Here is a 19,572-nt window from a genome sequence, read left to right as displayed (position 1 = left end):
CATATGGTTATCGCCGTACGCCGATTTCTTACACTCGCCCAGCATCTGTCGGTGTCAGGATGCGGCCGAGATGGAACTCATGACGTCTTCCCACACGCCCATGACTGCGGGTTCGGTTGGACCCGTTTGGGTGAAGACTGCCACGCATTTGCGGCGGAAGTCGTACATCTCGATCGAGCTGGTCAGGCCGTGAACGCCGTGGGTGCGGGTCAGCCAGCACTCCGAGACACCATTCAGGTCGATCACCGTCCGGCAGGTGTCCGAGGCTAGAGTCAATGTCCCGCCGAACATGGCTGCGGCGTCGAGGTCACCACGGTGGATCTGCAGGCATCCGTTCCCGGCGACGACGGTCGTGACGGGCAGTTGGTGGTAGGACAGGTGCTCCATCCCGGCAGCCATGAGGTGAGGATCGACTCGCCGGTAACCGAGGGCGCCCAGAGCGACCAGGCCACTACGACGTTCGCTGCCGCCGTCCGCGAGGATGAAGTCGAGCTGTGTCAGCTGATCGGCTTCGGCCCAGAATGCGGGCGTATTCGATGTCTGGATGGGAGGGCTTGTTTCCCTCGCAGTGCTCGGCGCAGTTCGCATCGCTTCGAAGGCGAGACGATCCGAGGCCGGGGTCAAATACGTGGTGTGTGAACTTGATCCGTGGATGTCGAACATGCGGAGCGTCGGCGGTATGTGCTGCTCTGCTTCAGTGGTCACCACCGAGCCGAGGGAGGCAACGTTCAAACGCAGAGCGACGAGCCCGGGCGCGCAGACCAACGGATCGCCGGGAACTGTCGGAACGGAGTACTTGCCCGAGTCGTTGACAGCCACCGGGCCTGCGACGGTGATTGCTACCGTGTCGTCCAAGAGCGGCAACATTTTGCCGACTACGTCAGGTGCGGTGTCGATCAGTCCACCACGGAACCCCGGACGCGCAAGCAGTGCGTCCAGGTCCGACATGCGTGCCAAAGCTGCGCAACGACATTCGCCACGGTGCGGGCACATCTCAGTAGACATCCCTTAGGTACCGCTTCGATCGTTTGAGGTTGTTGACGTAATCCTCGGCGGCGTCCGCATCCAACCCACCGTGCTCGGCGACGACCTCGTGCAATGCGTCGTCGACGTCCTTTGCCATCCGAGTGGCGTCGCCGCAGACGTACACGTGCGCACCGTTTTCGAGCCAGTCGAACAAGTCTCGGCCCTGCTCGCGCATACGAGTCTGGACGTAGATCTTCTCGGACTGATCGCGCGAGAAGGCCAGATCGAGGCGAGTCAGGACACCGTCACGGGTCAGCCCGTTCAACTCGTCCTCGTAGATGAAGTCGCTCGACTGATGCTGATCGCCGAAGAACAGCCAATTCTGCCCCGACGCGTTGCGCGCGCGACGCTCGTGCAGGAAAGCGCGGAAGGGTGCGATGCCGGTTCCGGGGCCGATCATCACGACGGGAACAGCGTCATCGGCGGGTAGGCGGAACGAATTGTTCTTGGAGACAAAAACTCCGACCCGATCTCCCTCGCCGACGCGGTCCGCCAGGTACGTCGAGCAGACGCCGCCGCGATCCCGCTCGCCCGAGCGGTAGCGCACACTCGCTACCGTCAGATGCACGGTGCCGTCGTGGGCCAGCGGGCTGGAGGAGATCGAATAGACCCGATGTTGCAGCGGGCGAAGAAGTGTAAGCAGATCCTCGGGATTCAGGCGAATGCTGTTGTCCAACTGGAGGAGATCGAGAACGTCCTTGCCCCACAGCCACGCATCGAGCGCTTCCCGATCTTCCGTGTCGAGAATGTGCCGCAGTTCGGCGTCGCCGCTGCGTCGGGCGATGTCTTCGATCAAATCGCGCGAGGGAATCGAGATCTCGTAGTCGCTGGTCAACACCTGGTCCAACGGTGCGGACGAGCCGTCTTTCGCGGTAACCACGTAATCGCCGCTGACACCGAGCTGATGGATGATCGCCTCGACGAGGGCGGGGTCGTTGATCGGGCGGATGCCCAATCCATCTCCGGCCTCGTAGTCCAGACCGTCCTCGCCGAGCGCAAAGGTGAAGTGGCGGACTTCCTTGGCTGAGTCCTCGCCGGACAACAGCCGGTTGGCGAGGACGGTTGCAGGATAGGGGTTCTTGCGAGTCCACTGGGACTTGGTCTTCGTCTGAGCGGGCGCAACCGGCGAGGCAGCGGCCCCCGCATCACCGTCGACACCGGCCACCGCAGCGACGGCCCGAACGATCCACTCGGCCGCCGGATCCTCGTAGTCGACGTCGCAATCGGTGCGGTCGACAACCCGGGTCCCGCCGAGCGCTTCGAAGCGGGCGTCGATGTTCTTGCCCGACTGGCAGTAGCCGTCGTAGCTGGTGTCGCCGAGCGCGAGCACGCCGAAGTAGAGACCGTCCAATCTGGGTGCGCTCTCGGATTCGACTGCATCCCAGAACAGCTGCGCGTTGTCGGGCATCTCGCCCTCGCCGTAGGTGGAGGTGATGACGAGCACCCGGCGCATGGCGGAAAGTGCATTGATATCCACGGTGTCCAGACTCGCGACAAGTGGTTCGAGACCGTGGGCACGAGCAGCTGCGGCCGCGTCTTCGGCCACGGACTCCGCGTTGCCGGTCTGGCTTCCGTAGAGGATGTGCACTGCTGCGCCGGCAGTTCTCTCCACTGTCGCTGTTGCAGCACCGGTTTGACCGGGCATGAAAGTTCGTGAGTGTAGACCGGCCAGGAATCCGGAAAGCCACGCGCGTTGGTCGCCGTTGAACGGTGCGTATTCGGGGATGTACGGGATTTCCATTTTGAAGCTCACCTACGTTCGGGGGAGGAGGTCAGGACACCAGGTCGGGGATCGTGCGCGAAGCGAACAGTTCGTCGAAGTTCGGCAGTGATCCGAGCTTGTCCCGATTCTTGTTGTCTTGAAACAGAATCCACCCGTACGTCGCCGGGCTGTCCATGGCCAACACGTTGCGCAGGCTCAGCGCCTGTTTGTAGTCGTCGACGCGCTTGGCTGCAATCAACGCAGCCAACTGTTCGTCGTCGTAGCCGGCGAGAATCTCTTTCGAGTACTTGACCAAGTGCTGGACGAGGGCGAAGTCCTCGGTCAGCACCAGGTTTCGGGCCGCCTTCTGCACTGCTGGATCGTCGGGTCCGGACGCACCCGGCGTGCGGGCGGTGGCGAGTTGTTGCGCGAAGTGAAGCACGGTGTACTCACTGAGCAGCGCATACATCGTCGCCGTATCGGTCTCGCCGTAGGCAGGGACTGCTCCGTTCAGTGCAGGGCGCCCATCGCGCACTGCGAGTTTGAACGTGCGGACCTGACGTGCTGCGATGGCGGACGCCAATTCTTCGAGAAGCTCTTTGTGCGACTTCGCAGCCAGGATTGCATCGCTGTCCTGGTAAAGCATCAATGCCTTGGGCATGGCGTAGACGAACGAGTGCTGTTCGACTTCCCAGTTCTCGAGTAGTCGGGTTCCGAGCGCGGATCCCGTTGCTTCCACATGCAGTTCGAGCAGGAGTTGTACCGCGTGGTTGTGGACGGCGGCCAGAGGATCGGTCGCAGCGGTGATCGAACCCAGCAGTACGGAATCCGTACTTGCTCGCAGTGCCAGTTCGCCGCGAGGGTCGTACTGGTAGAAGAACCCGCCGCTCATGCCGTTGCCGACACCCTTGCCGAACTCGCCGAGATTCACGACAGCACCGTTAGTCATGTACTCGCCGGCGAAGTCTCCGACACCTTCTACGACAGCACTGGCGCCGGAGTTGCGAACTGCGAAGCGATCGCCTGCTTCACCTTCGACGAACACTCGTCCACCGGTGGCGCCGAAGAGCGCGAAGTTGCCGATCAACACGTTTCCACCGGCGTCACTGGAGCCGCCGCCTGGGCTGCGCACGGCAATCACGCCGCCGCTCATGCTCTTTCCTACGCCGTCGTTACATGTCCCGGTGTGTTCCAGGTGCATGCCGTCGTTGCAGAATGCGCCGAACGACAGGCCCGCAGATCCGGTCGTCAGGACGCGCACGCTGCCCGGCGCCAGGTAGCGACGCCCACGCTCGTCGGTCAGTACTCCCGGAGCGAGAAGGCCGGGCGCTCCGTAGTTGAGCTCGCGTTCGAGGTCGATCGCCAACTGACCACCGACGCTCTTGTTCCGGTTACCCAGGTGCAGTGCACCTTCGGCGAATTCAGGTCCGGACACGGCGACCGAGGCCTCGCCACGGTTGAAGAACACCGTACGAACCTCGTCCATGATCTTCTCGTCGAGCGCGTACTCACGTTCGAGGTACACAGGATTGTCGATGGTGATGTTCGGAGCGGACTCGAACATCGCGTCCAGCTTCAGATTGCCGACGATGGACGGGTGATCGAGCAGATGCAGGAGATCCGTTCGACCCCGCGCTTCCTGAAGGGATCGCATTCCCAGATTCGCGAGCAGTTCCCGAGTTTCGTGAGCGATGTTGAGAAGGTACTGCGCCATCGCGCGGGGATCGCCGTCGAACAGTTCCGGGTTGGTGGTCAGACCGGCGGGGCACTTGATGTTGCAGTTCTTGGCCATGACGCAGCCCATCATCATCAGCGCCGACGTACCGAACTCGAAGCTGTCTGCGCCGAGTAGGGCGGAAGTGATGATGTCGCTGCCGGTCTGATGCGCGCCCGAGCATCGCAGAACGACTTTCTGGCGAAGGCCGTTGGCACACAGAGCTTGATGGACCTCGGCGATACCGACCTCGGCCGCACGGCCCGCGTACTTGAGGCTGGTCACCGAAGCGGCGCCGGTGCCACCGGTATTTCCGGCGACGTTGATGACGTCGGCGCCGGCCTTGGCGACACCGACGGCGATGGTGCCGATTCCTTCCGAGGACACCAACTTCACGATCACCCGAATGCGAGCTGCCTTGCAGTCGTGGATGAGCTGAGCGAGGTCCTCGATGGAGTACGTGTCGTGGTGAGGCGGCGGCGAAACCAGTTCGACCCCGGGCGTTCCGCCGCGGGCGGCAGCGATGTCGACGGTGACCTTGGCGGCCGGAAGCTGCCCGCCCTCACCGGGTTTTGCGCCTTGGCCGAGTTTGATCTCGATCTCTTCGAGCATCGGATCGGCGAGGTAGCCCGCCCAGATTCCGAAGCGTCCGGATGCAAACTGCTTGATGCGCGATGCACGAATCGTGTCGTAGCGCGAAAGGTGTTCGCCGCCTTCGCCGCTGTTGGACATCGCACCGACCATGTTCGTGCCGTGCGCGACGGCTTCGTGCGCCGGAGCGTTCAGTGCGCCATGGCTCATGGCACCCGACGCCAACTTCGGGGTGATGTCGCTTGCACTCTGTACCTCGGAGAGAGGTACACCTGCCGGTGCGACCCTCAGCTTGGACAGGAACTCTGCCGCAATACCGGTTGCATTCAGCACCAGATCCGGGTCGGTGGCCTCGATGGTGACGTCGTCGGCAAAGGCGACGGAAAGAGCATCGCCGAGTGCTACCACCCGAGCGGTGTCGTCGGCCAGTGGACCGTCTAGGCGAAGTGTGTACCGGCCGTCCGCGGCAGATTCACACCGGATTCCACGCATCACGATCGTCCTATTGCCGCGCACCGAGAATCGGCTGATCTGGTCGGTGAACTCGGCTGTTGTCACCGCAAATGTGACATCACCGGGCACGGAGATGACATCGCGCAACGCGGCGGGACGACGCGATCGTTCCGCAGCCATCACAGTGGAAAAGTCCCGGTACCCGGCGGTGATGTCGAAGTCGTCGATCTGCTCGGTGGTCAACCGGTCGAAGCTCGTCGCCCGGTATGCCCCGGCGTCGAGGCGGAAGGCGTCGTCGAGCCGTCCGAGCGGCAGTAGACGTAGAGCCTCGAATTGTTCTGTTCCGGAGGGACTGTCGAACGCGATCTTCTCCTCGGTGAGTTCGACGTACTTACGGACCGCGGTGGTACCGAACGAATGCCCTGCGCCGTCTGCACGCTCCTTGAACAGGCCGAGCAGTGGCAGATCCTTCTCGCCCCCGACTGCGCTCGCACGCTCGTGCCACTGCTTCGAGGTCACCGCGACGGTGTCGAAACCGACGCCACCCACCGGTGACTTCATGTTGGGGAACCACTGGCGCAGAACAGGGTCGGACGTATCGAGGAAGTTGGGTTCGAAAAATTCTCCGCCGATGTAGCTTTCGACGGTGCACAGACCGACGCGTCCCATCGTCTTCATCAGGGACTTCTCGGCGGCCTTCGCGAAGCGTCGGAACGCGGCATCCGGGTCAGCGGCGAACTTCTCCTCGGCTCGCAACTGAACGGACAGCGGGTAGACGGCGGAAGCGCCGAAACCGAGTGCGGCCGCAACGTGGTGTGAGGACTCGATCTGGCCGCTCTCCACGATGAGAGAGACGCGCAATCGCAGGCCCGCGTCGATGAGGCGTTGGTTCAATGCTCCGACGACCATGATCGCGGGAAGTGTTGCGCGCTCGTGAGATACGTGGCGGTCGGTCAGGACTGCGATTCCGCCCTGTTCGGCCGCGAAGGCTACAACAGCGTTGCCGAGCGCGGTCATCGCGTCGACCATTGCCTGCGCGTCACCCTCGGCGGGGTAGAGCATTTCGAAGCGGCGGTGCGGAGTGTGGTTCTGTTCGCGGATCTTGAGCATGTCCAGGTGCCCGAGGATCGGCGAGGCGATGACGATCTGCTTGCCCTGTCCGGGGGACATCTTCGCACCCAATGCAACCCTGAGAGTCATACCGTCCGCTTCCCGGATGCTGTCGAGGGGAGGGTTGGTGACCTGGGCGAATCGCTGCGAAAAGTAACGAGCCACGCCGCCTTCGCGGTCGCTGAATGCGTTGATGGCGTTGCCGTAACCCATGGCGGAGACCTTTTCGGCTCCGTGCGTGAGCATCGGATCCATCAGGAATTTGAAACTTTCCTGATCCAGGGAGTACGCCATGTAGCGCTGATGTATCTCGAAGGTGCCGTTGTAACGGGTCGGGGAGCTGACTTTCTCCGCTGGCACGGCGGGAATGTCTTCGATCAGGATTCGCGATTGCTCCAGCAACGACTGGTAGTCGCGCTGAGCGGCAATCTTTTCCAGAGCTTCGCGGGCAGTGTAGGTATGGCGATCGCGATGATCGAAGTACAACATTCCGCCGGCCTCGACGCGGCCACGGTGAATCACCGTCTCGGGTGCGAACGCGATCTGTCCGGCTTCGGAGAATGCGCACACGTAGTCGTGCGTCTCGATCGTGCGTAGTGGACGCAGACCGAGGCGATCCAGGCGCGCACCGATGATGGTGCCGTCGCCGAACACCAGCGCTGCCGGTCCGTCGTTCTTCTCCTCGTACAGCGAGAAGTACTCGAACATCGCACGCACTGCGGGGGAGAGAGTGGTGTCGTTTTCCCAGGCCGGCGGCATCATCGAGACCACAGCCGTCACCAGGTCGACACTGTCCTCGATGACGCGTGCTTCCAGGGTCTGATCGAGTCGGCAACTGTCGGACTGGCCGGGCGGACGGACGATCGCACGTCGTTTTGCACTGGCGACAGCAGCTTCGGAGAGCCGATTCTTCTTGTCCGTGTTCAGTTCTCCGTTGTGAGCCATGAACCGGAACGGCTGCGCCATCGTGGGATGCGGGTCCGTGTTGGTCGAGAACCGCGTATGGAAGTACATCGTGTGCACGGCGTGATCGGGGTCGACCAGGTCGCGGAAGTACGGGATCACTTCGTCGGAGTTCAAGCGACCCTTGAGAACCTGAGTTCGCGCGCTGAGCGAGAGTGGGTACAACCCGCGTAGTGCAGGGGTGTTGTACGCGATTGCCTCGATGGCGAGCAGAGCTTCGTGCACGAGGCGATCGACTACCGCAGGCTCGGGGCGAGGAGTGGGCACCTCGAAAATCCACTGCCTGACCGGAAGTTGATGCGCGATCGCGGCCGGCCGAATCGCCGAGTTGTCGACCGGGACGTCGCGCACTGCGAGAGTGGTGAAACCGCGATCGAGAAGTTCACGTTCGACCAGGGCGGCAGCGCGAGCGTGCTGGGCGTCGTCGTCCGGAAGGAAGAAGTTGCCGACGCAGAAGCGTCCGGCGCGAAGGTCGGAGCGCCCGGTTACCTTGCGGAAGAACCGGAGGGAGAGGTCCACCGAGACGCCGCCGCCGTCGCCGACGCCCTCGGAGGACATACCGCCGCGGTGCGGAACCGAGCAGAGCGCTTCGCGGCCCTTGATCAGGACATCGTGGGTCTGCACGCCGTCCTTGCGCGTGATGAACCCGACCCCGCAACTGCTCTTGTCATCTGCGGGGTCGTACAAACCGACGATGGACGTGCTCACTGCAGCAACCTTCTCCCTGTCCTGGTTGCCCGGAGATTGTTCGACCGGGCAGATACGACGGCATGTATTCCGTCAGGGCAGGGCGTCGCTGCTTCGATGAAGCGGCACCCGAATGGGTTCAGACTACTGAGTAGAGGCTTACCTTAGTCAAGTCTGCTTGGTGTGACTTGGATCTGAGCAGGTCAGAGGGTTGCTTTGTAGGCAAGTGCGTAGGCGATCTTGCCCGGCTTGTCGTCTGTGTACGGCTTGGACAGCTTTGCGAACTCGCCCTTGGACTCGGCTTTGCCGTCGTTCCAGGCCGACAGGACGCCAAGATCGGTGGCAGTGAATCCGCTGTCGACGACGGCATCGCCTGTCAACGCTGTCTGTGCTTTGGTCACCGACTTCACGGTGCCCAGGTAGCTGGAGAGATCATCGCGATTCCAGTTGGTGAGGTCGACGGGCGCGGTGTCGCGGACCCAGGCGCCCCAGTAGAACTCCTGGAACGGAATCGTGCCTGCGGCGAATCCGATGTCGCGGGAGAAGTACATCAAGCTGCGGTACTTGTCGTCGGCGAAGTTGGCCAGGCCGACGCTCTTCGGCAGAGCCTGGACTGGTACCTGGTTTCCGTCGACGTCACGCGACCAGACCCACTTGTTCTTCTCCATCTCGGTCCAGAAGGCACCTTCACTCAAGCCGCTGAGGTTGCCGAGAACCCGCAGTCTCACGTGAAGGTCGGGACCGCCGTCGGCCGTCTCGATGAAGGACGTGAGGGTGTGGTGACCGTCGGTCAGGTAGAGATCGCCGCGGGGTCCGACGACCACGGTCTTCATGGGCGCGATGCTCTCGACGGTTTCCTGACCCACTGGAATCTGGCAGGTGAAGGACGACGGGTCCTTCAGCGTCGACGCCGCAGTAGCGGTCGCGGCCTGGATCTGGCCGTTCGCCTCACACCAGTCGTCGAACTTCTTGTTGATCGTGTCTTTTCCGAGCGTGTATCGCCCGAGCTTGTAGTACACCTCGTCGTAGCCGAGTGACGGTTGTGTCGCGTGAACGTCGCCGATGCGCACGTCCAGGAGATCACCTTCCTTGGCGCACAGGTACTCCGATCCGCCGGCGGAGCCTGAGAACGAACCGGTGGAGATTCCGCCACACGCGAGGGGAGCGGCGACAGCGGGAGTGCTGACCAATGTTCCGGCGCCGAGCAGTGCCAGTGTTGTGAGTGCCGAGATGGCGGAACGACGCATGTGGGGATCTCTCCTGATGATGGGTTCGCACGTGAAGAAGCTTGCGTCACAATCGCTCAGGGTGGTTTCGGACTTACTGACAACAGACGTCCGCGCGGTGGCTACCACGTGAATTCACGTCGTAACCACCGCGCGGTGAGCCTGTTGGTTGATCAGCCCTGCAGTTGATCAGCCTTGCAATTGATCAGCCCTTGTAGTTGTAGAAGCCCTCGCCGACAGCAACGCCGAGCTTGCCCTCGTCGATGTAGTTCTTCTTGATGTAGTCGGCGAATTCGCGCTGCTTCTCGCCGCCCTGGGAGGAGATGTTGTAGACGGTGGTCAACCCGACGACGTCCATGATCTGGAAGGGGCCGAACGGGGCTCCGGTGCCGATACGCCACGTCTTGTCGACCATGTCGGGATCGGCGATGCCGTCGATCAGCAGGTCGGAGGCCGCGTTGAGGAGCGGGACCAGGAGCGAGTTGAGTACGTAGCCCGCCTTCTCCTTCTTGAGTTCGATCGGCACCATGCCGATGTTCTTCGCGAACTCGACGACCTCGCGGTACACGGCGGGGTCGGTGGACTCGGTGCCCATGACCTCGGCAGTGTTGTTGACCCACACGTGATTTGCGAAGTGCAGTGCGAGGAACTTCTCGGGGCGGCCGGTGAACTCCTTGAGATCGCTCGGCAGCAGCGTCGAGGAGTTGGTAGCGAACACCGTGTGCTCAGGAGCAACCGTGGCAAGCTTCTCGTAGGTGTCGCGCTTGATGGCGATGTCCTCGGGAATTGCCTCGATGACCAGGTCGGCCTTGGCGACGGCTTCGCCTAGATCGTACGAGTACGTAATACGTTGCAGCGCTTCGTCAGCCTTGCCTTCCTTGGCACCCTCGACGTTCTCGGCCTTGTAGGCCGCGGCCAACGAGTCGAACCGAGCCTTGGCCTTTTCGATGACCTCGGCGTTGATGTCGTACGCGACGACGTCGAAGCCGTGATAGGCGGTCTGATAGGCGATCTGTGAGCCGAGAACTCCGGTACCCAGAACGGTGATCTGCTTCAGTTCAGTCATTTTCGATCCTCAATCCTATTCGGTGGGTAGTCCGGCAAGCGTCAATCGGACCTGTGCGGCAACGATGTTCGTGAGTTCGTCAGCCGTGATCCGGTCCAATGCCGCGCGGGCTATTTCGAAGTGCAGCACGTTGGAAATCGTTCGCGCTGCAGTGGTGGTTCGGGTGGTGTGGTTGGGGTGTGCCTCGTGCAAGATTTGCGCAATCCGCGTTTGCAGGCGCTGCGAGAGTTCCAGGCCTTCGGCCCGGAAACACTCGCTGGGCTCACCGAACAACACCTCGCGTTGGTAGATGCCGGTGTTCTCGTCGTTTCGGCGACTTGCGATCAGCAGGGGTGAAACCAGCTCGAGCACACGATCTTCTGTGCCGGTCGACTTGGCTTCACGCTCTTCTCCCAATTCGATCTGCTTGCGGTATTCCGCGTTGTACACCATGAGCAGCAACTCGGCTTTGCTTGCGGCGTAACGAAAGAGAGTGCCGCCGGCTACATCGGCGCGGTCGGCAATTTCTTGAGTTGTGACTGCGCTGTAGCCCTTTTCCGCGAACAGTTCGGCAGCGGCGTCGAAGATGCGTGTCTGCTTCTCGAGTTTGTTGCGTTCGCGACGGCCCAGCTCTTGGTCCGGCTTCGTCATCCCGCTCACCTCGTTCCATTTCGGATCACGCTCATAAATGAGTCTACTCCGAAATATCGGGAGGGTGGAGTCTCCTCCGTCACATCACCGCAGTCCGCTGACCCAACCGGCGAACACGTCTGAGAACACGTCCGCTTCGCACGCATGCGCCGATTCGGGATAGGCGCACTCTGGGTATCCGGCGACGACGGCGGCAAGTTCGACGTTGCAACACTGCGCCAAGAGGCCACGCAGGAGATCCGCAACCGACCAACCCGCGACGGATACCGCAGGGATTCCCTCTTCCTCGTACACCTTCACCAGATCGGCGTGCCTCCAGGACAATTCCTCGGCCACCAGTGCATCAGGGTTGAAAGACATGGCGCGGTCGAGTGATCCGCGCAGAAGTGAGTGCGGATCGTCCTCGCCGCGAAGCCTGGTCGCGAGGTCCGCCGGCGCCTTCTGCATGACGAACATCCAAGGTTTGCCGTCGGGAAAGACTCCACCGAAGCCTGCCACGTTGAACGGTAGGTGGCTACTGAGAAAATCGGTCTCCACGTCGACGTGTTGATCGTCGCCCAGATGAATGAAGTGGCCGGAGGCAATCTCCTCGCCCATTGCCGGCTCAGCCCATGTGTTGTTCCACAGATCGGTCATCCGACTGCCTTCGGGAAAATCGAGAACCTCGAAGAGAAAACCCATGTCTCTACAACTCCCCGTCGAAGTGGGTGGTTACTCCACCGGTCAGTCGAGAAACCGTCTGCGCCGAGGTCGCGAGGACGACTCGGCTTGTCTCGAAGGTCATCTCGTCGCGTTCGGTGTCCTCCGATTCGGGATCTTCGGCGAGTGAGAAGTCGAGTTCCACCTCTCGATCGGTGCTGGAACAGACCGAGATCATCAGCCCGAGTCGTTCGTCGGTGAACGCCGGAAGCGATTTCTCGGGATGGAAGTCTGCGGCCGCGTGAAAGAAGAACGCCGCCAGCCGTTCGACGAATCCGTCGTCCGTATGTCGGCTGAGATACTGATTGAAGCGGTCGGGGCTGAGCAGCCCGACGTCGAAAACGAGTGTGGGTACGTCGGATTCGAAGACAGTGGCGGGAACCGCATGACTGCGAAGGAAGACTGCGGCGCCGCCGTATCCCGGCAACCTGAACCCATCACGCATCTGGTGTACTCCCGTCGCAGTGGTGTCCCGTCCACGCTAGGCCATTGCTCGGCCGCGTGCTGCCTACTCGAGTAGGCAGCTTGATGGAAGAATCACCGCCTATGACTGCTGTCCTGTACCCGCCCGTCGAACCGTACGAGTCCGGTCTGTTGGAAGTGGCGGATGGTCAGAGTCTGTACTGGGAGACAGTCGGCAATCCTGCGGGCATTCCGGTTCTCTACCTCCACGGCGGTCCCGGTTCGGGATGCACTGTCGGCGCCAGGCGTTTCTTCGATCCCGAAGTCTTTCGCGCAGTTCTGTTCGATCAGCGAGGCTGTGGGCGCAGTCTTCCGCTAGCGAGCAGTCCGGACGTCGATCTGACCGTGAACACCACGGCGCACATTGTGGAAGACATCGAGCGTCTTCGTGAGCATCTCGGTATCGAGCGATGGATCGTGACGGGACTTTCCTGGGGCGTGAGTTTGGGTCTGGTGTACGCGCAGGCGTTTCCCGCGCGGGTGCAAGCGATGGCCCTGGGCGCGATCACCGGCGGGACGAGGGTCGAAATCGAGTGGATCACCCGTGCCATGGGCCGGGTATTTCCGCGTGAATGGGAAGAGTTCGTGGCGCCGTTGCCGGTGGACGAGCGTGACGGAAACCTCCCCGCGGCGTACGCGCGACTGCTTGCCGATCCGGATCCTGTTGTGCGCGAGAATGCCGCGTTGCAGTGGTGCCGTTGGGAAGACGTGCACGTGTCGCTGATGCCGGGGTGGACTCCGAGTGTTCGATACCAGAATCCGGACTTCCGCCGGGTGATGACCAGGCTGGTTACGCATTACTGGGGTAACGACTGCTTCCTGGCGCCGAATCAGATATTGGACGGAATGGACCGTCTCGCTGAGATTCCCGCGATTCTCGTGCACGGACGGTATGACATTTCCGGGCCACTCGACACTGCCTGGGCGATCCACCGGCGTTGGCCGGGTAGTGAGTTGGTGGTACTCGACGGCGCCGGGCATGGCGGCAGCGGATTCAACGAGGCAATCGTGGAAGCGCTGAATTCACTGGCTCATTCGGCCTGATCGAGTGCCCCGGCGCGGGCCGCAGCGAGCGCGCCGGCAGCAGCACGATCGGCAACCGACTGGTCGACGGGTAGATCGGCGACCAGCAGGCGATAGTAGATGGGTGCGGCGACGGCCGCCAGAAGATCAGCGGCCGAGACCTGCTCGGAGATCTCCCCGCGCTCGACTGCTCGGCGAACGACGATGTCTGCCAGTTCGTAACGTGCGGAATAGAACTCGCGCTTGAGTCTCGCGACCTCGGGCGTGCGGACCGCATCGGAGAACAGTGCAGCCACCAACGCGCCGCCTGACTCGCTGGTCACCAGTGCGACTATCGATCTGGCCATCTCGCGCAGGTCGGATTCGATGGAACCGGTATCCGGGATGGGGACGGTGGTTGCCGATACCTCGACGGCCGCGTCGGCCACCAACTGGGACAGCGTGCTCCACCGCCGGTAGATCGTGGTCTTGTGGACTCCGGAGCGGGTGGCTATGTCCTCGATGGTCATCGCGGCGAATCCGCGTTCGGACAATTCGGCCGCCGTGGCTGCCAGGACGGCCTCGCGCACCCTGGCACTACGCCCTCCGGGCCGTTGTGGTGTCGAAGTCATGAGTCAACCTTATCGCAACAAGGTGTTGTGTTAGCTGGAGGCACGTGGTTCACTGAGCTAATGCAACTGATCGTTGCATTAGAGATGAATTGAGGGGTGTTTTCCCATGTCATACGAATTTCCTGTCGATCACCGAGGCCTCTTCGAAGAGCGCACAGGACAGTTTCTGAGCTTCGGGCTCCCCGTCTCGGATCTCGAGGAACTGCGCGCGTCCATCCACTCGACCTGGGCCGACGCGCCGGGTGGTTGGTCGTACGAGTGGTCGGCGTTGGCAGCAAAGTACTCCGCGGCCGGCAATCATTCACTCGCGGCGATGATCTACGGAATCGCCAAGTTCCCCGTCCTGGCCAACGATTCGCGGCGCCGGGCCCTGCAGAATCAGGTGGACGAATACGTCAAGGCAGCACCGGGATTCGGGCTCGAGTTCGAGCGTCGAATCCTGTCCCTGCCCTACCGATCCGGCGAGATCGAGCTACCGGTGCACATTCTCTCCGTGGACGGGAGGTACGAGGATGCACCCGTCCTGTTGCTCAGCGGCGGCGTCGACGGCTGGAAGATGGACATGCATCCGTTGGTCAGTGCGTTCGCGAAGAACGCCGGGGTGACTGTTGTCGCTTTCGACCAGCCGGGAACTGGTGAATCACCGGTTCCTCTCGATGCTTTCGGTGACGAGGTGATCGACGGGCTCGTATCGACGGCTCGCGCTCTCGGCAACGGGCAGGTGGCGCACCTGGGAGTCTCCTTCGGTGGCAACTTCGCCGTGCGCTCGGGGTTGACCGGCGCCGTCGATGCGGTGATCAACATCGGCGCCCCGGTCAAGGGCGCGTTCGAGACCGCGAACGCCGAGCGCCTGGTCTACGGCATGGGCGACATCGTCGGAAACGCACTGGGTTTCGATGCCCCGGCAACCAAAGAGGCGCTGGTACAGGGTCTGCGTGCTTTCGATCGCAGTGTCTTGATGACCGCCGACGACGGCCGGACCCCGATGCTTGTGGTCAACGGGGCCGACGACGTTCACATCCCGCTCTCGGACACCACTCTCTTCGAGGAGCGCCCGAACACGCAGGTACACGTCATCCCGGATGCGGGGCACTGCGCAGTGACCAAGCTGCCCGAGTTGACGCCGATGATGATCGACTGGCTACGAGATGCCCTGTCAGGAACCGCTCCACGAACCGGTAGATGATCCGCCGCCGAAGCTGGCAAAACGATACGTCGCAAGAACGGCCTTGTGATCGGTCGGCCACGGCGTCGGTGAAGCGATGAAGTTGTCCTGGGAGTTCTCCTCCACTCTTTTGTTGTGCACGATCGTCTTTCGCGGGCCGATGATCCCGACAGATCCCAACTTCAGGTCGGAAGCGCGATCGGCGAAGATGTAGTCGATCCGATCGCGTTCGTCTGCCTCGGGTGCCCAGGTGAGCTGTGAGGTGTCGACGTCGGGATTGTCGGACGGCCAGGTGAAGCCCGGGTGTGTGGCCGGGTTCGGGTACTTACTGCGGTAAGCGTCGACGAATCCGGCTTGGTCGAGCAGGCGGGTGGATTCCCAAGGAACGACTACACCGTTGTGGTCGAACAGATTTCGCGTGCCGTCGGTCCAATCCAGGGCCGACGGTTCGTTGAAATCGCCACCGAGGATGACGGATCTGCCCTTGGCCCGTTCTTTTGCCGCATCGTCGACGAACGTCGAAATTGCCTTGGGTCGTCCCGAATTGATGTTCACGCGCTGAACCGTCTCGGGGTCCGTGACCGGACCGGACGGCATCTTGTTCCAGCCGAACTCGGAGAACTCTCCGGGCTTGGGAACACCCGCGCCGTATCCGCGCGGTAGATACGTCGCGTAGGACGTGTAGGCCAGATGTGCCGAGTAAGCAGCGATTTGTTTGCCGTCGACCGTCACGACTGCCTTGATCATCGAGTTCAGGTCGGCTGTTTCCTCGATCGGAAACTTGGAGAGAATCCCCACGTCGGAGGACGCTGCTCCGTAGAAGGTGGTTCCTGATTTGGTCAGCATGTCGGCCAATGCAGTTGTCGCAGTGCCGGCTTCCGACAGGAGAACTATCGACGCCTGTGTCGAGATGATCATGTCGGCGATCAGCTGCAGGCCACCGTTGATCTTGGTTCCGCCGTGCCAGGTGTTGAGGGAGAGCACTTTGATCTCCTGCGCGGGGCTCGCCCCCGCGACGGAGGTATTGGCACCCAATGTAAATGCGCTCGCGGTGACTGTGCCCGCGGCTACCGCCATCGCCTTGACCATCTGGCGGCGCGTCAATCCATTCATCAAATCCCGGCTCTCGTTGTCGTGTGCTCGAACCCCCGGAAGATGATTACCATCGCTACCTAAACGGACAGTTAACCAATTGTAAAATGGCAGATTTCCACAGAACGCCGTGCGGGCAATAGTCTTCTGATCGTGGTACTCAGTGAGCGTTTCCCCGGTAACAAGACCTTCGCGAAGGTTCGTGTCCTGCCGCCGGTGGTGAAGCTGCTCCTCCTCTCGATGGTGCTGTTCAACATCGGGTTCTATCTGGTTGTCCCCTTTCTGGCGGTGCACCTTTCGGAGGACCTCGGATTTGCGGCCTGGATTGTCGGCCTCGTCCTCGGATTGCGGATGTTCAGTCAGCAGGGCATGTTCTTCATCGGTGGAAGCCTCGCCGACAGGTTCGGCAAGCGTCCGATCATCCTGCTGGGCATAGCCGTTCGTGTAGTCGGTTTTCTGATGCTCGGTCTGGCAGAAAGCATGAGCGCCGTGATCGTCGGCGTGCTCCTGGTCGGCTTTGCTGCCGCGCTCTTCGCGCCCGCAGTGGAGTCGGCCAACGCGGAGTACGGACGCGAACTCGAGTCCGCCGGAGTTATGCGTCGTACCGATTTGTTTGCAGTGGAACAGATGTGCAGCCGCCTGGGAACAGTGATCGGTCCGGCGCTGGGAGCTGCTCTCCTGATGTTTCCGTTCTCGTGGATGGCGTCGAGCGCCGCGTTGCTCTTCGCGATCATGTGGGTCGGGTTCTTCATCTGGTTCCCCCGACCGGGCGATGCCCACGACGGCCCGGTGTCGACCTATACGCTGCGCGACGTCTGGCGAAGTGTCCTGACCAACAACAACTTTCTGCTCTTCGCGACGCTCTGCAGTTTTCAGCTGGTTGCGTACAGCCAGCTGTACCTGATGCTTCCGGAACAGCTCGAGCGCGGAATCGGTTCGCAGTCGGCGCTGGGATGGTTTTACGTGGGCGCGGCGGTGTTGGTGATCGTCGGGCAGGGACCGACGGTCGCGGTTGCCCACCGCATCGGGCATCGGCGCGCGATCACCTTCGGGCTTGTGCTCATTTCGGTGTCGTTCCTGGTTCCGCTGGTCACCGGCGTCGACTCTGCAGCTTCGGCGTCGACGCAGATAGTCGGTCTGGCGGTGTGGATCGGGCTGCTGCACCTGGGACAGATGTTGATGGTGCCGCCGATGCGAGACACCATCGCGATCCTCGGTCGTGAAAGCAACCTCGGAGCGCACTTCGGCATGCTCAACACGATCGGCGGTCTGCTCGCGCTCCTGGGAACCGTGGGAGTCGGATTCGTGTACGACCTCGTCGACAACGGCCACGCAGCGCCGGCGTCACCATGGGTGATCGTTGCGCTCTGCGTGGCCGTGTCGGCTGTGGTGTTGTGGGTGTGGTCAGGCCGAACGAAAGTTATCGACCAGCGATCGTCTGATTGATCTTTGCGACGAAATCTTCCAGCACAAACGGAATGGTGAGTGGGTTCGGCATGGACACCGCGTCACTGACGATGGGGTCCAAGCTGATCAGGCCTCCGGTCTCGACCACGTTCAGATTGGTGAACGCCGGCTGCGACTCCATCTCGGCGCGAGCCTTCTCGTAGTTGTCGAAGAGCAGGTAGTCGCACTCGAGGAGGTCGTAGTTCTCGGCGGAGATCTCGTAGTTCAGCTTGCCCGCGAACCGATCCTTCAGTGCGGCAGGCGCCGTGAATCCCAATTGCGTGAGCAGCTGAGCCCGCGCTGCCTCGGGGCTGAACGCTCGCAGATTTCCGTCGCTCCAGCGAATGACGAGAGCTGCTGTCTTGCCTTCGAACTGGGGGTTCTCCGCGCGGGTGCGAACGATGAGGTCTTCGACTTCCTGGACCGCCTTCTTTGCCTGCGCGGGAACGCCCACAGCCGTACCGATGCGGGTCGTGACTTCCTGCCAGGGCAGAACCCAATCCGTCTGATCGGCGGCGTGCAGCACCGTCGGCGCGATGGCGCTGAGCTGCTTGTACAGATCCTCGTCGATCGCGTTGTTGACGGCGATGATCAGGTCAGGCGCTGCAGCCACGATCGTTTCGATGTCGAAATCGGTGGTGGCGTTGGCCAATGGCGTCGGCTCGGCGCCCTGGACTGCGGAGTCGGCCCAGACGCCGATTCCGTCGTCGGTCGATCCCTTCCACACCGGGACCAGGACGGGCGTCAGCCCGAGGGAAAGCAAAACGTCCGCGTCGCCGATACCGACCGCTGCGATGCGGCTGGGTGCCTGCTCGATGGTGGTGGAGCCGAACTTGTGGTCGATCGTCACCGGGAAGGCGTTGGCCTCGGCGTGAGCACCTTCGGTGCCGGGAGTGGATTCGTCCTTCGCGCTGTCGCCACAGGCAGCAAGGGCGAAACCGGCTGCTGTTGCGAAGGTGACGGACAGCATGGCACGGCGGCTCAACATAGGGTTCACGGCAACCTCGGGTTTCATGGTTATGGGACCCTAACCATAGTGGAGTTGCTGTGTCGGCAGTGTTTGTTAACCTCCGCCCATGACGGCGGTTCTCGACTACACATCAGCAGGACCGTTCACCCGCATCGACGGGGTGGACATGCTCGCCCTCGAGTCGCTCTCCACCGACCCCGTGAAAATATGCCGGGTAGTGCCGTACCTGGTGGTCCAACCCACCGATGCTCAGTCGCTGAATCTGCCTGCCGACCGATTCGACGAAAACCAAATCCGGCCGGTAAGCGTTCTGCTCCAACGCCTGCTTGCGCTCGATCCGGCACCGGTGACCTCCGCCCGAGAACCCGACAAGCGGCTCGTCGGAACCTGTCGGCACTTTGCTGTTTTGAGTTGTGCGTTTCTGCGCTATCGCGGAATTGCCGCTCGCGTCCGCTGTGGTTTTGCCACCTACTTTCAACCGGGACAGGGCGTGGACCACTGGATCACCGAGTACTGGGACGACGCCGGCAAGCGGTGGATCCGCATCGATTCCGAGATCCTCGGACAAAACGTCCTTCCTCACGCCCATAACCTGCAGCCGGGAGAATTCCTCAGTGGTGGTGAGGCGTGGCTGGCATATCGACGCGGCGAGATCGACGCGTCCCAGTTCGGGGTGTACGGCACCGAGAACTGGGGGCCGGCCGAGATCCGAGGCAACGCTGTGAAGGATCTCGCCGCGATGAACAAGGTCGAAACTCTGCCGTGGGACGAGTGGGGTCGTATGACGGACGCCTACGACGGAAAGACAGGCGCCGACTACGACCTACTGTTGGACGATGTCGCCGCGGTGTGCGCCGCCGACGATCCCGTTGCCGTGCGAGCACTGTACGAGCACGATGACTTGCGCGTGCCGGACAAGCTGATTCGTTTCTGAGA

The 19,572-nt window shown here is 62.0% G+C and carries 15 protein-coding genes; 4 read left to right on the top strand and 11 right to left on the bottom strand.

The window, feature by feature from the left end:
- Positions 1-54 precede the first annotated feature (54 nt).
- The 8 genes from ACBG85_RS27145 to ACBG85_RS27110 all read right to left on the bottom strand — a co-directional run bounded on the left by ACBG85_RS27145 (position 55) and on the right by ACBG85_RS27110 (position 12,312).
- Positions 55-948 carry a hypothetical protein gene (locus ACBG85_RS27145; RefSeq protein ID WP_372025516.1) on the bottom strand — a complete coding sequence of 298 codons (894 nt, stop codon included), beginning with the start codon at positions 946-948 and terminating at the stop codon, positions 55-57.
- 46 nt (positions 949-994) lie between these two features.
- Positions 995-2,767, bottom strand: a complete 1,773-nt coding sequence (locus tag ACBG85_RS27140) for a sulfite reductase subunit alpha (protein ID WP_372025514.1) — start codon at positions 2,765-2,767, stop codon at positions 995-997.
- Between the two features lie 31 nt (positions 2,768-2,798).
- Positions 2,799-8,267, bottom strand: coding sequence for a glutamate synthase-related protein (locus ACBG85_RS27135; protein ID WP_372025512.1), 5,469 nt, complete (start codon positions 8,265-8,267; stop codon positions 2,799-2,801).
- 182 nt (positions 8,268-8,449) lie between these two features.
- Positions 8,450-9,493, bottom strand: coding sequence for a ParB/Srx family N-terminal domain-containing protein (locus ACBG85_RS27130; RefSeq protein WP_063315495.1), 1,044 nt, complete (start codon positions 9,491-9,493; stop codon positions 8,450-8,452).
- 184 nt (positions 9,494-9,677) lie between these two features.
- The gene (locus ACBG85_RS27125; RefSeq protein ID WP_030536170.1) at positions 9,678-10,538 is read right to left on the bottom strand and encodes a 3-hydroxyacyl-CoA dehydrogenase; all 861 of its coding nucleotides are present in this window, start codon (positions 10,536-10,538) and stop codon (positions 9,678-9,680) included.
- A gap of 15 nt (positions 10,539-10,553) precedes the next feature.
- On the bottom strand, positions 10,554-11,168 hold the full coding sequence (locus tag ACBG85_RS27120; protein WP_030536169.1) for a TetR/AcrR family transcriptional regulator: 615 nt from the start codon (positions 11,166-11,168) through the stop codon (positions 10,554-10,556).
- An 84-nt stretch (positions 11,169-11,252) separates the two neighbouring features.
- Positions 11,253-11,849 (bottom strand): hypothetical protein, encoded by a 597-nt coding sequence (locus tag ACBG85_RS27115; RefSeq protein ID WP_007730333.1) that lies wholly within the window; start codon positions 11,847-11,849, stop codon positions 11,253-11,255.
- A gap of 4 nt (positions 11,850-11,853) precedes the next feature.
- Complete coding sequence (locus ACBG85_RS27110; RefSeq protein ID WP_003942982.1) at positions 11,854-12,312, bottom strand: hypothetical protein; 459 nt, start codon at positions 12,310-12,312, stop codon at positions 11,854-11,856.
- A 101-nt stretch (positions 12,313-12,413) separates the two neighbouring features.
- On the opposite strand from ACBG85_RS27110, the gene pip reads away from it, so the two are divergent.
- Complete coding sequence (pip, locus tag ACBG85_RS27105) at positions 12,414-13,373, top strand: prolyl aminopeptidase (RefSeq protein WP_007730337.1); 960 nt, start codon at positions 12,414-12,416, stop codon at positions 13,371-13,373.
- Here the strand turns inward: pip and ACBG85_RS27100 are convergent.
- A complete protein-coding gene (locus tag ACBG85_RS27100) occupies positions 13,361-13,963 on the bottom strand; it encodes a TetR/AcrR family transcriptional regulator (RefSeq protein WP_207624043.1) in 603 nt (200 codons plus the stop codon). The genes pip and ACBG85_RS27100 overlap by 13 nt on opposite strands.
- Before the next feature lie 106 nt (positions 13,964-14,069).
- Between ACBG85_RS27100 and ACBG85_RS27095 the strand changes: the two genes are divergently transcribed.
- Complete coding sequence (locus ACBG85_RS27095) at positions 14,070-15,149, top strand: alpha/beta fold hydrolase (protein WP_054780762.1); 1,080 nt, start codon at positions 14,070-14,072, stop codon at positions 15,147-15,149.
- Here the strand turns inward: ACBG85_RS27095 and ACBG85_RS27090 are convergent.
- Positions 15,120-16,241: an endonuclease/exonuclease/phosphatase family protein gene (locus ACBG85_RS27090; RefSeq protein WP_075834751.1), complete on the bottom strand. Its 1,122-nt coding sequence runs from the start codon at positions 16,239-16,241 to the stop codon at positions 15,120-15,122. The two genes, ACBG85_RS27095 and ACBG85_RS27090, sit on opposite strands and share 30 nt — an antisense overlap.
- A 132-nt stretch (positions 16,242-16,373) precedes the next feature.
- Between ACBG85_RS27090 and ACBG85_RS27085 the strand changes: the two genes are divergently transcribed.
- The gene (locus ACBG85_RS27085; RefSeq protein ID WP_372025509.1) at positions 16,374-17,666 is read left to right on the top strand and encodes an MFS transporter; all 1,293 of its coding nucleotides are present in this window, start codon (positions 16,374-16,376) and stop codon (positions 17,664-17,666) included.
- On the opposite strand, the gene ACBG85_RS27080 is transcribed toward ACBG85_RS27085, so the two are convergent.
- Entirely contained in the window at positions 17,641-18,654 is a 1,014-nt protein-coding gene (locus ACBG85_RS27080; protein WP_372025507.1) for an ABC transporter substrate-binding protein, read from the bottom strand. The two genes, ACBG85_RS27085 and ACBG85_RS27080, sit on opposite strands and share 26 nt — an antisense overlap.
- An 88-nt stretch (positions 18,655-18,742) precedes the next feature.
- On the opposite strand from ACBG85_RS27080, the gene ACBG85_RS27075 reads away from it, so the two are divergent.
- Positions 18,743-19,570, top strand: a complete 828-nt coding sequence (locus tag ACBG85_RS27075) for a transglutaminase domain-containing protein (RefSeq protein WP_372025505.1) — start codon at positions 18,743-18,745, stop codon at positions 19,568-19,570.
- The last annotated feature ends 2 nt before the right edge of the window (positions 19,571-19,572 follow it).

Source organism: Rhodococcus sp. NyZ502 (assembly GCF_041464245.1).
Classification (GTDB): domain Bacteria; phylum Actinomycetota; class Actinomycetes; order Mycobacteriales; family Mycobacteriaceae; genus Rhodococcus_F; species Rhodococcus_F qingshengii.
Note: the sequence above shows the minus strand (reverse complement) of the source record. Positions and strands in the feature narration are given on the sequence as shown.

Coding starts and splice junctions, on each gene's coding strand:
- pip (WP_007730337.1), top strand. CDS start 12,414: ATGACTGCTGTCCTGTACCCGCCCGTCGAACCGTACGAGTCCGGTCTG.
- ACBG85_RS27100 (WP_207624043.1), bottom strand. CDS start 13,963: ATGACTTCGACACCACAACGGCCCGGAGGGCGTAGTGCCAGGGTGCGC.
- ACBG85_RS27130 (WP_063315495.1), bottom strand. CDS start 9,493: ATGCGTCGTTCCGCCATCTCGGCACTCACAACACTGGCACTGCTCGGC.
- ACBG85_RS27125 (WP_030536170.1), bottom strand. CDS start 10,538: ATGACTGAACTGAAGCAGATCACCGTTCTGGGTACCGGAGTTCTCGGC.
- ACBG85_RS27075 (WP_372025505.1), top strand. CDS start 18,743: ATGACGGCGGTTCTCGACTACACATCAGCAGGACCGTTCACCCGCATC.
- ACBG85_RS27120 (WP_030536169.1), bottom strand. CDS start 11,168: ATGACGAAGCCGGACCAAGAGCTGGGCCGTCGCGAACGCAACAAACTC.
- ACBG85_RS27140 (WP_372025514.1), bottom strand. CDS start 2,767: ATGGAAATCCCGTACATCCCCGAATACGCACCGTTCAACGGCGACCAA.
- ACBG85_RS27115 (WP_007730333.1), bottom strand. CDS start 11,849: ATGGGTTTTCTCTTCGAGGTTCTCGATTTTCCCGAAGGCAGTCGGATG.
- ACBG85_RS27095 (WP_054780762.1), top strand. CDS start 14,070: ATGTCATACGAATTTCCTGTCGATCACCGAGGCCTCTTCGAAGAGCGC.
- ACBG85_RS27110 (WP_003942982.1), bottom strand. CDS start 12,312: ATGCGTGATGGGTTCAGGTTGCCGGGATACGGCGGCGCCGCAGTCTTC.
- ACBG85_RS27080 (WP_372025507.1), bottom strand. CDS start 18,654: ATGTTGAGCCGCCGTGCCATGCTGTCCGTCACCTTCGCAACAGCAGCC.
- ACBG85_RS27145 (WP_372025516.1), bottom strand. CDS start 948: ATGTCGGACCTGGACGCACTGCTTGCGCGTCCGGGGTTCCGTGGTGGA.
- ACBG85_RS27090 (WP_075834751.1), bottom strand. CDS start 16,241: ATGAATGGATTGACGCGCCGCCAGATGGTCAAGGCGATGGCGGTAGCC.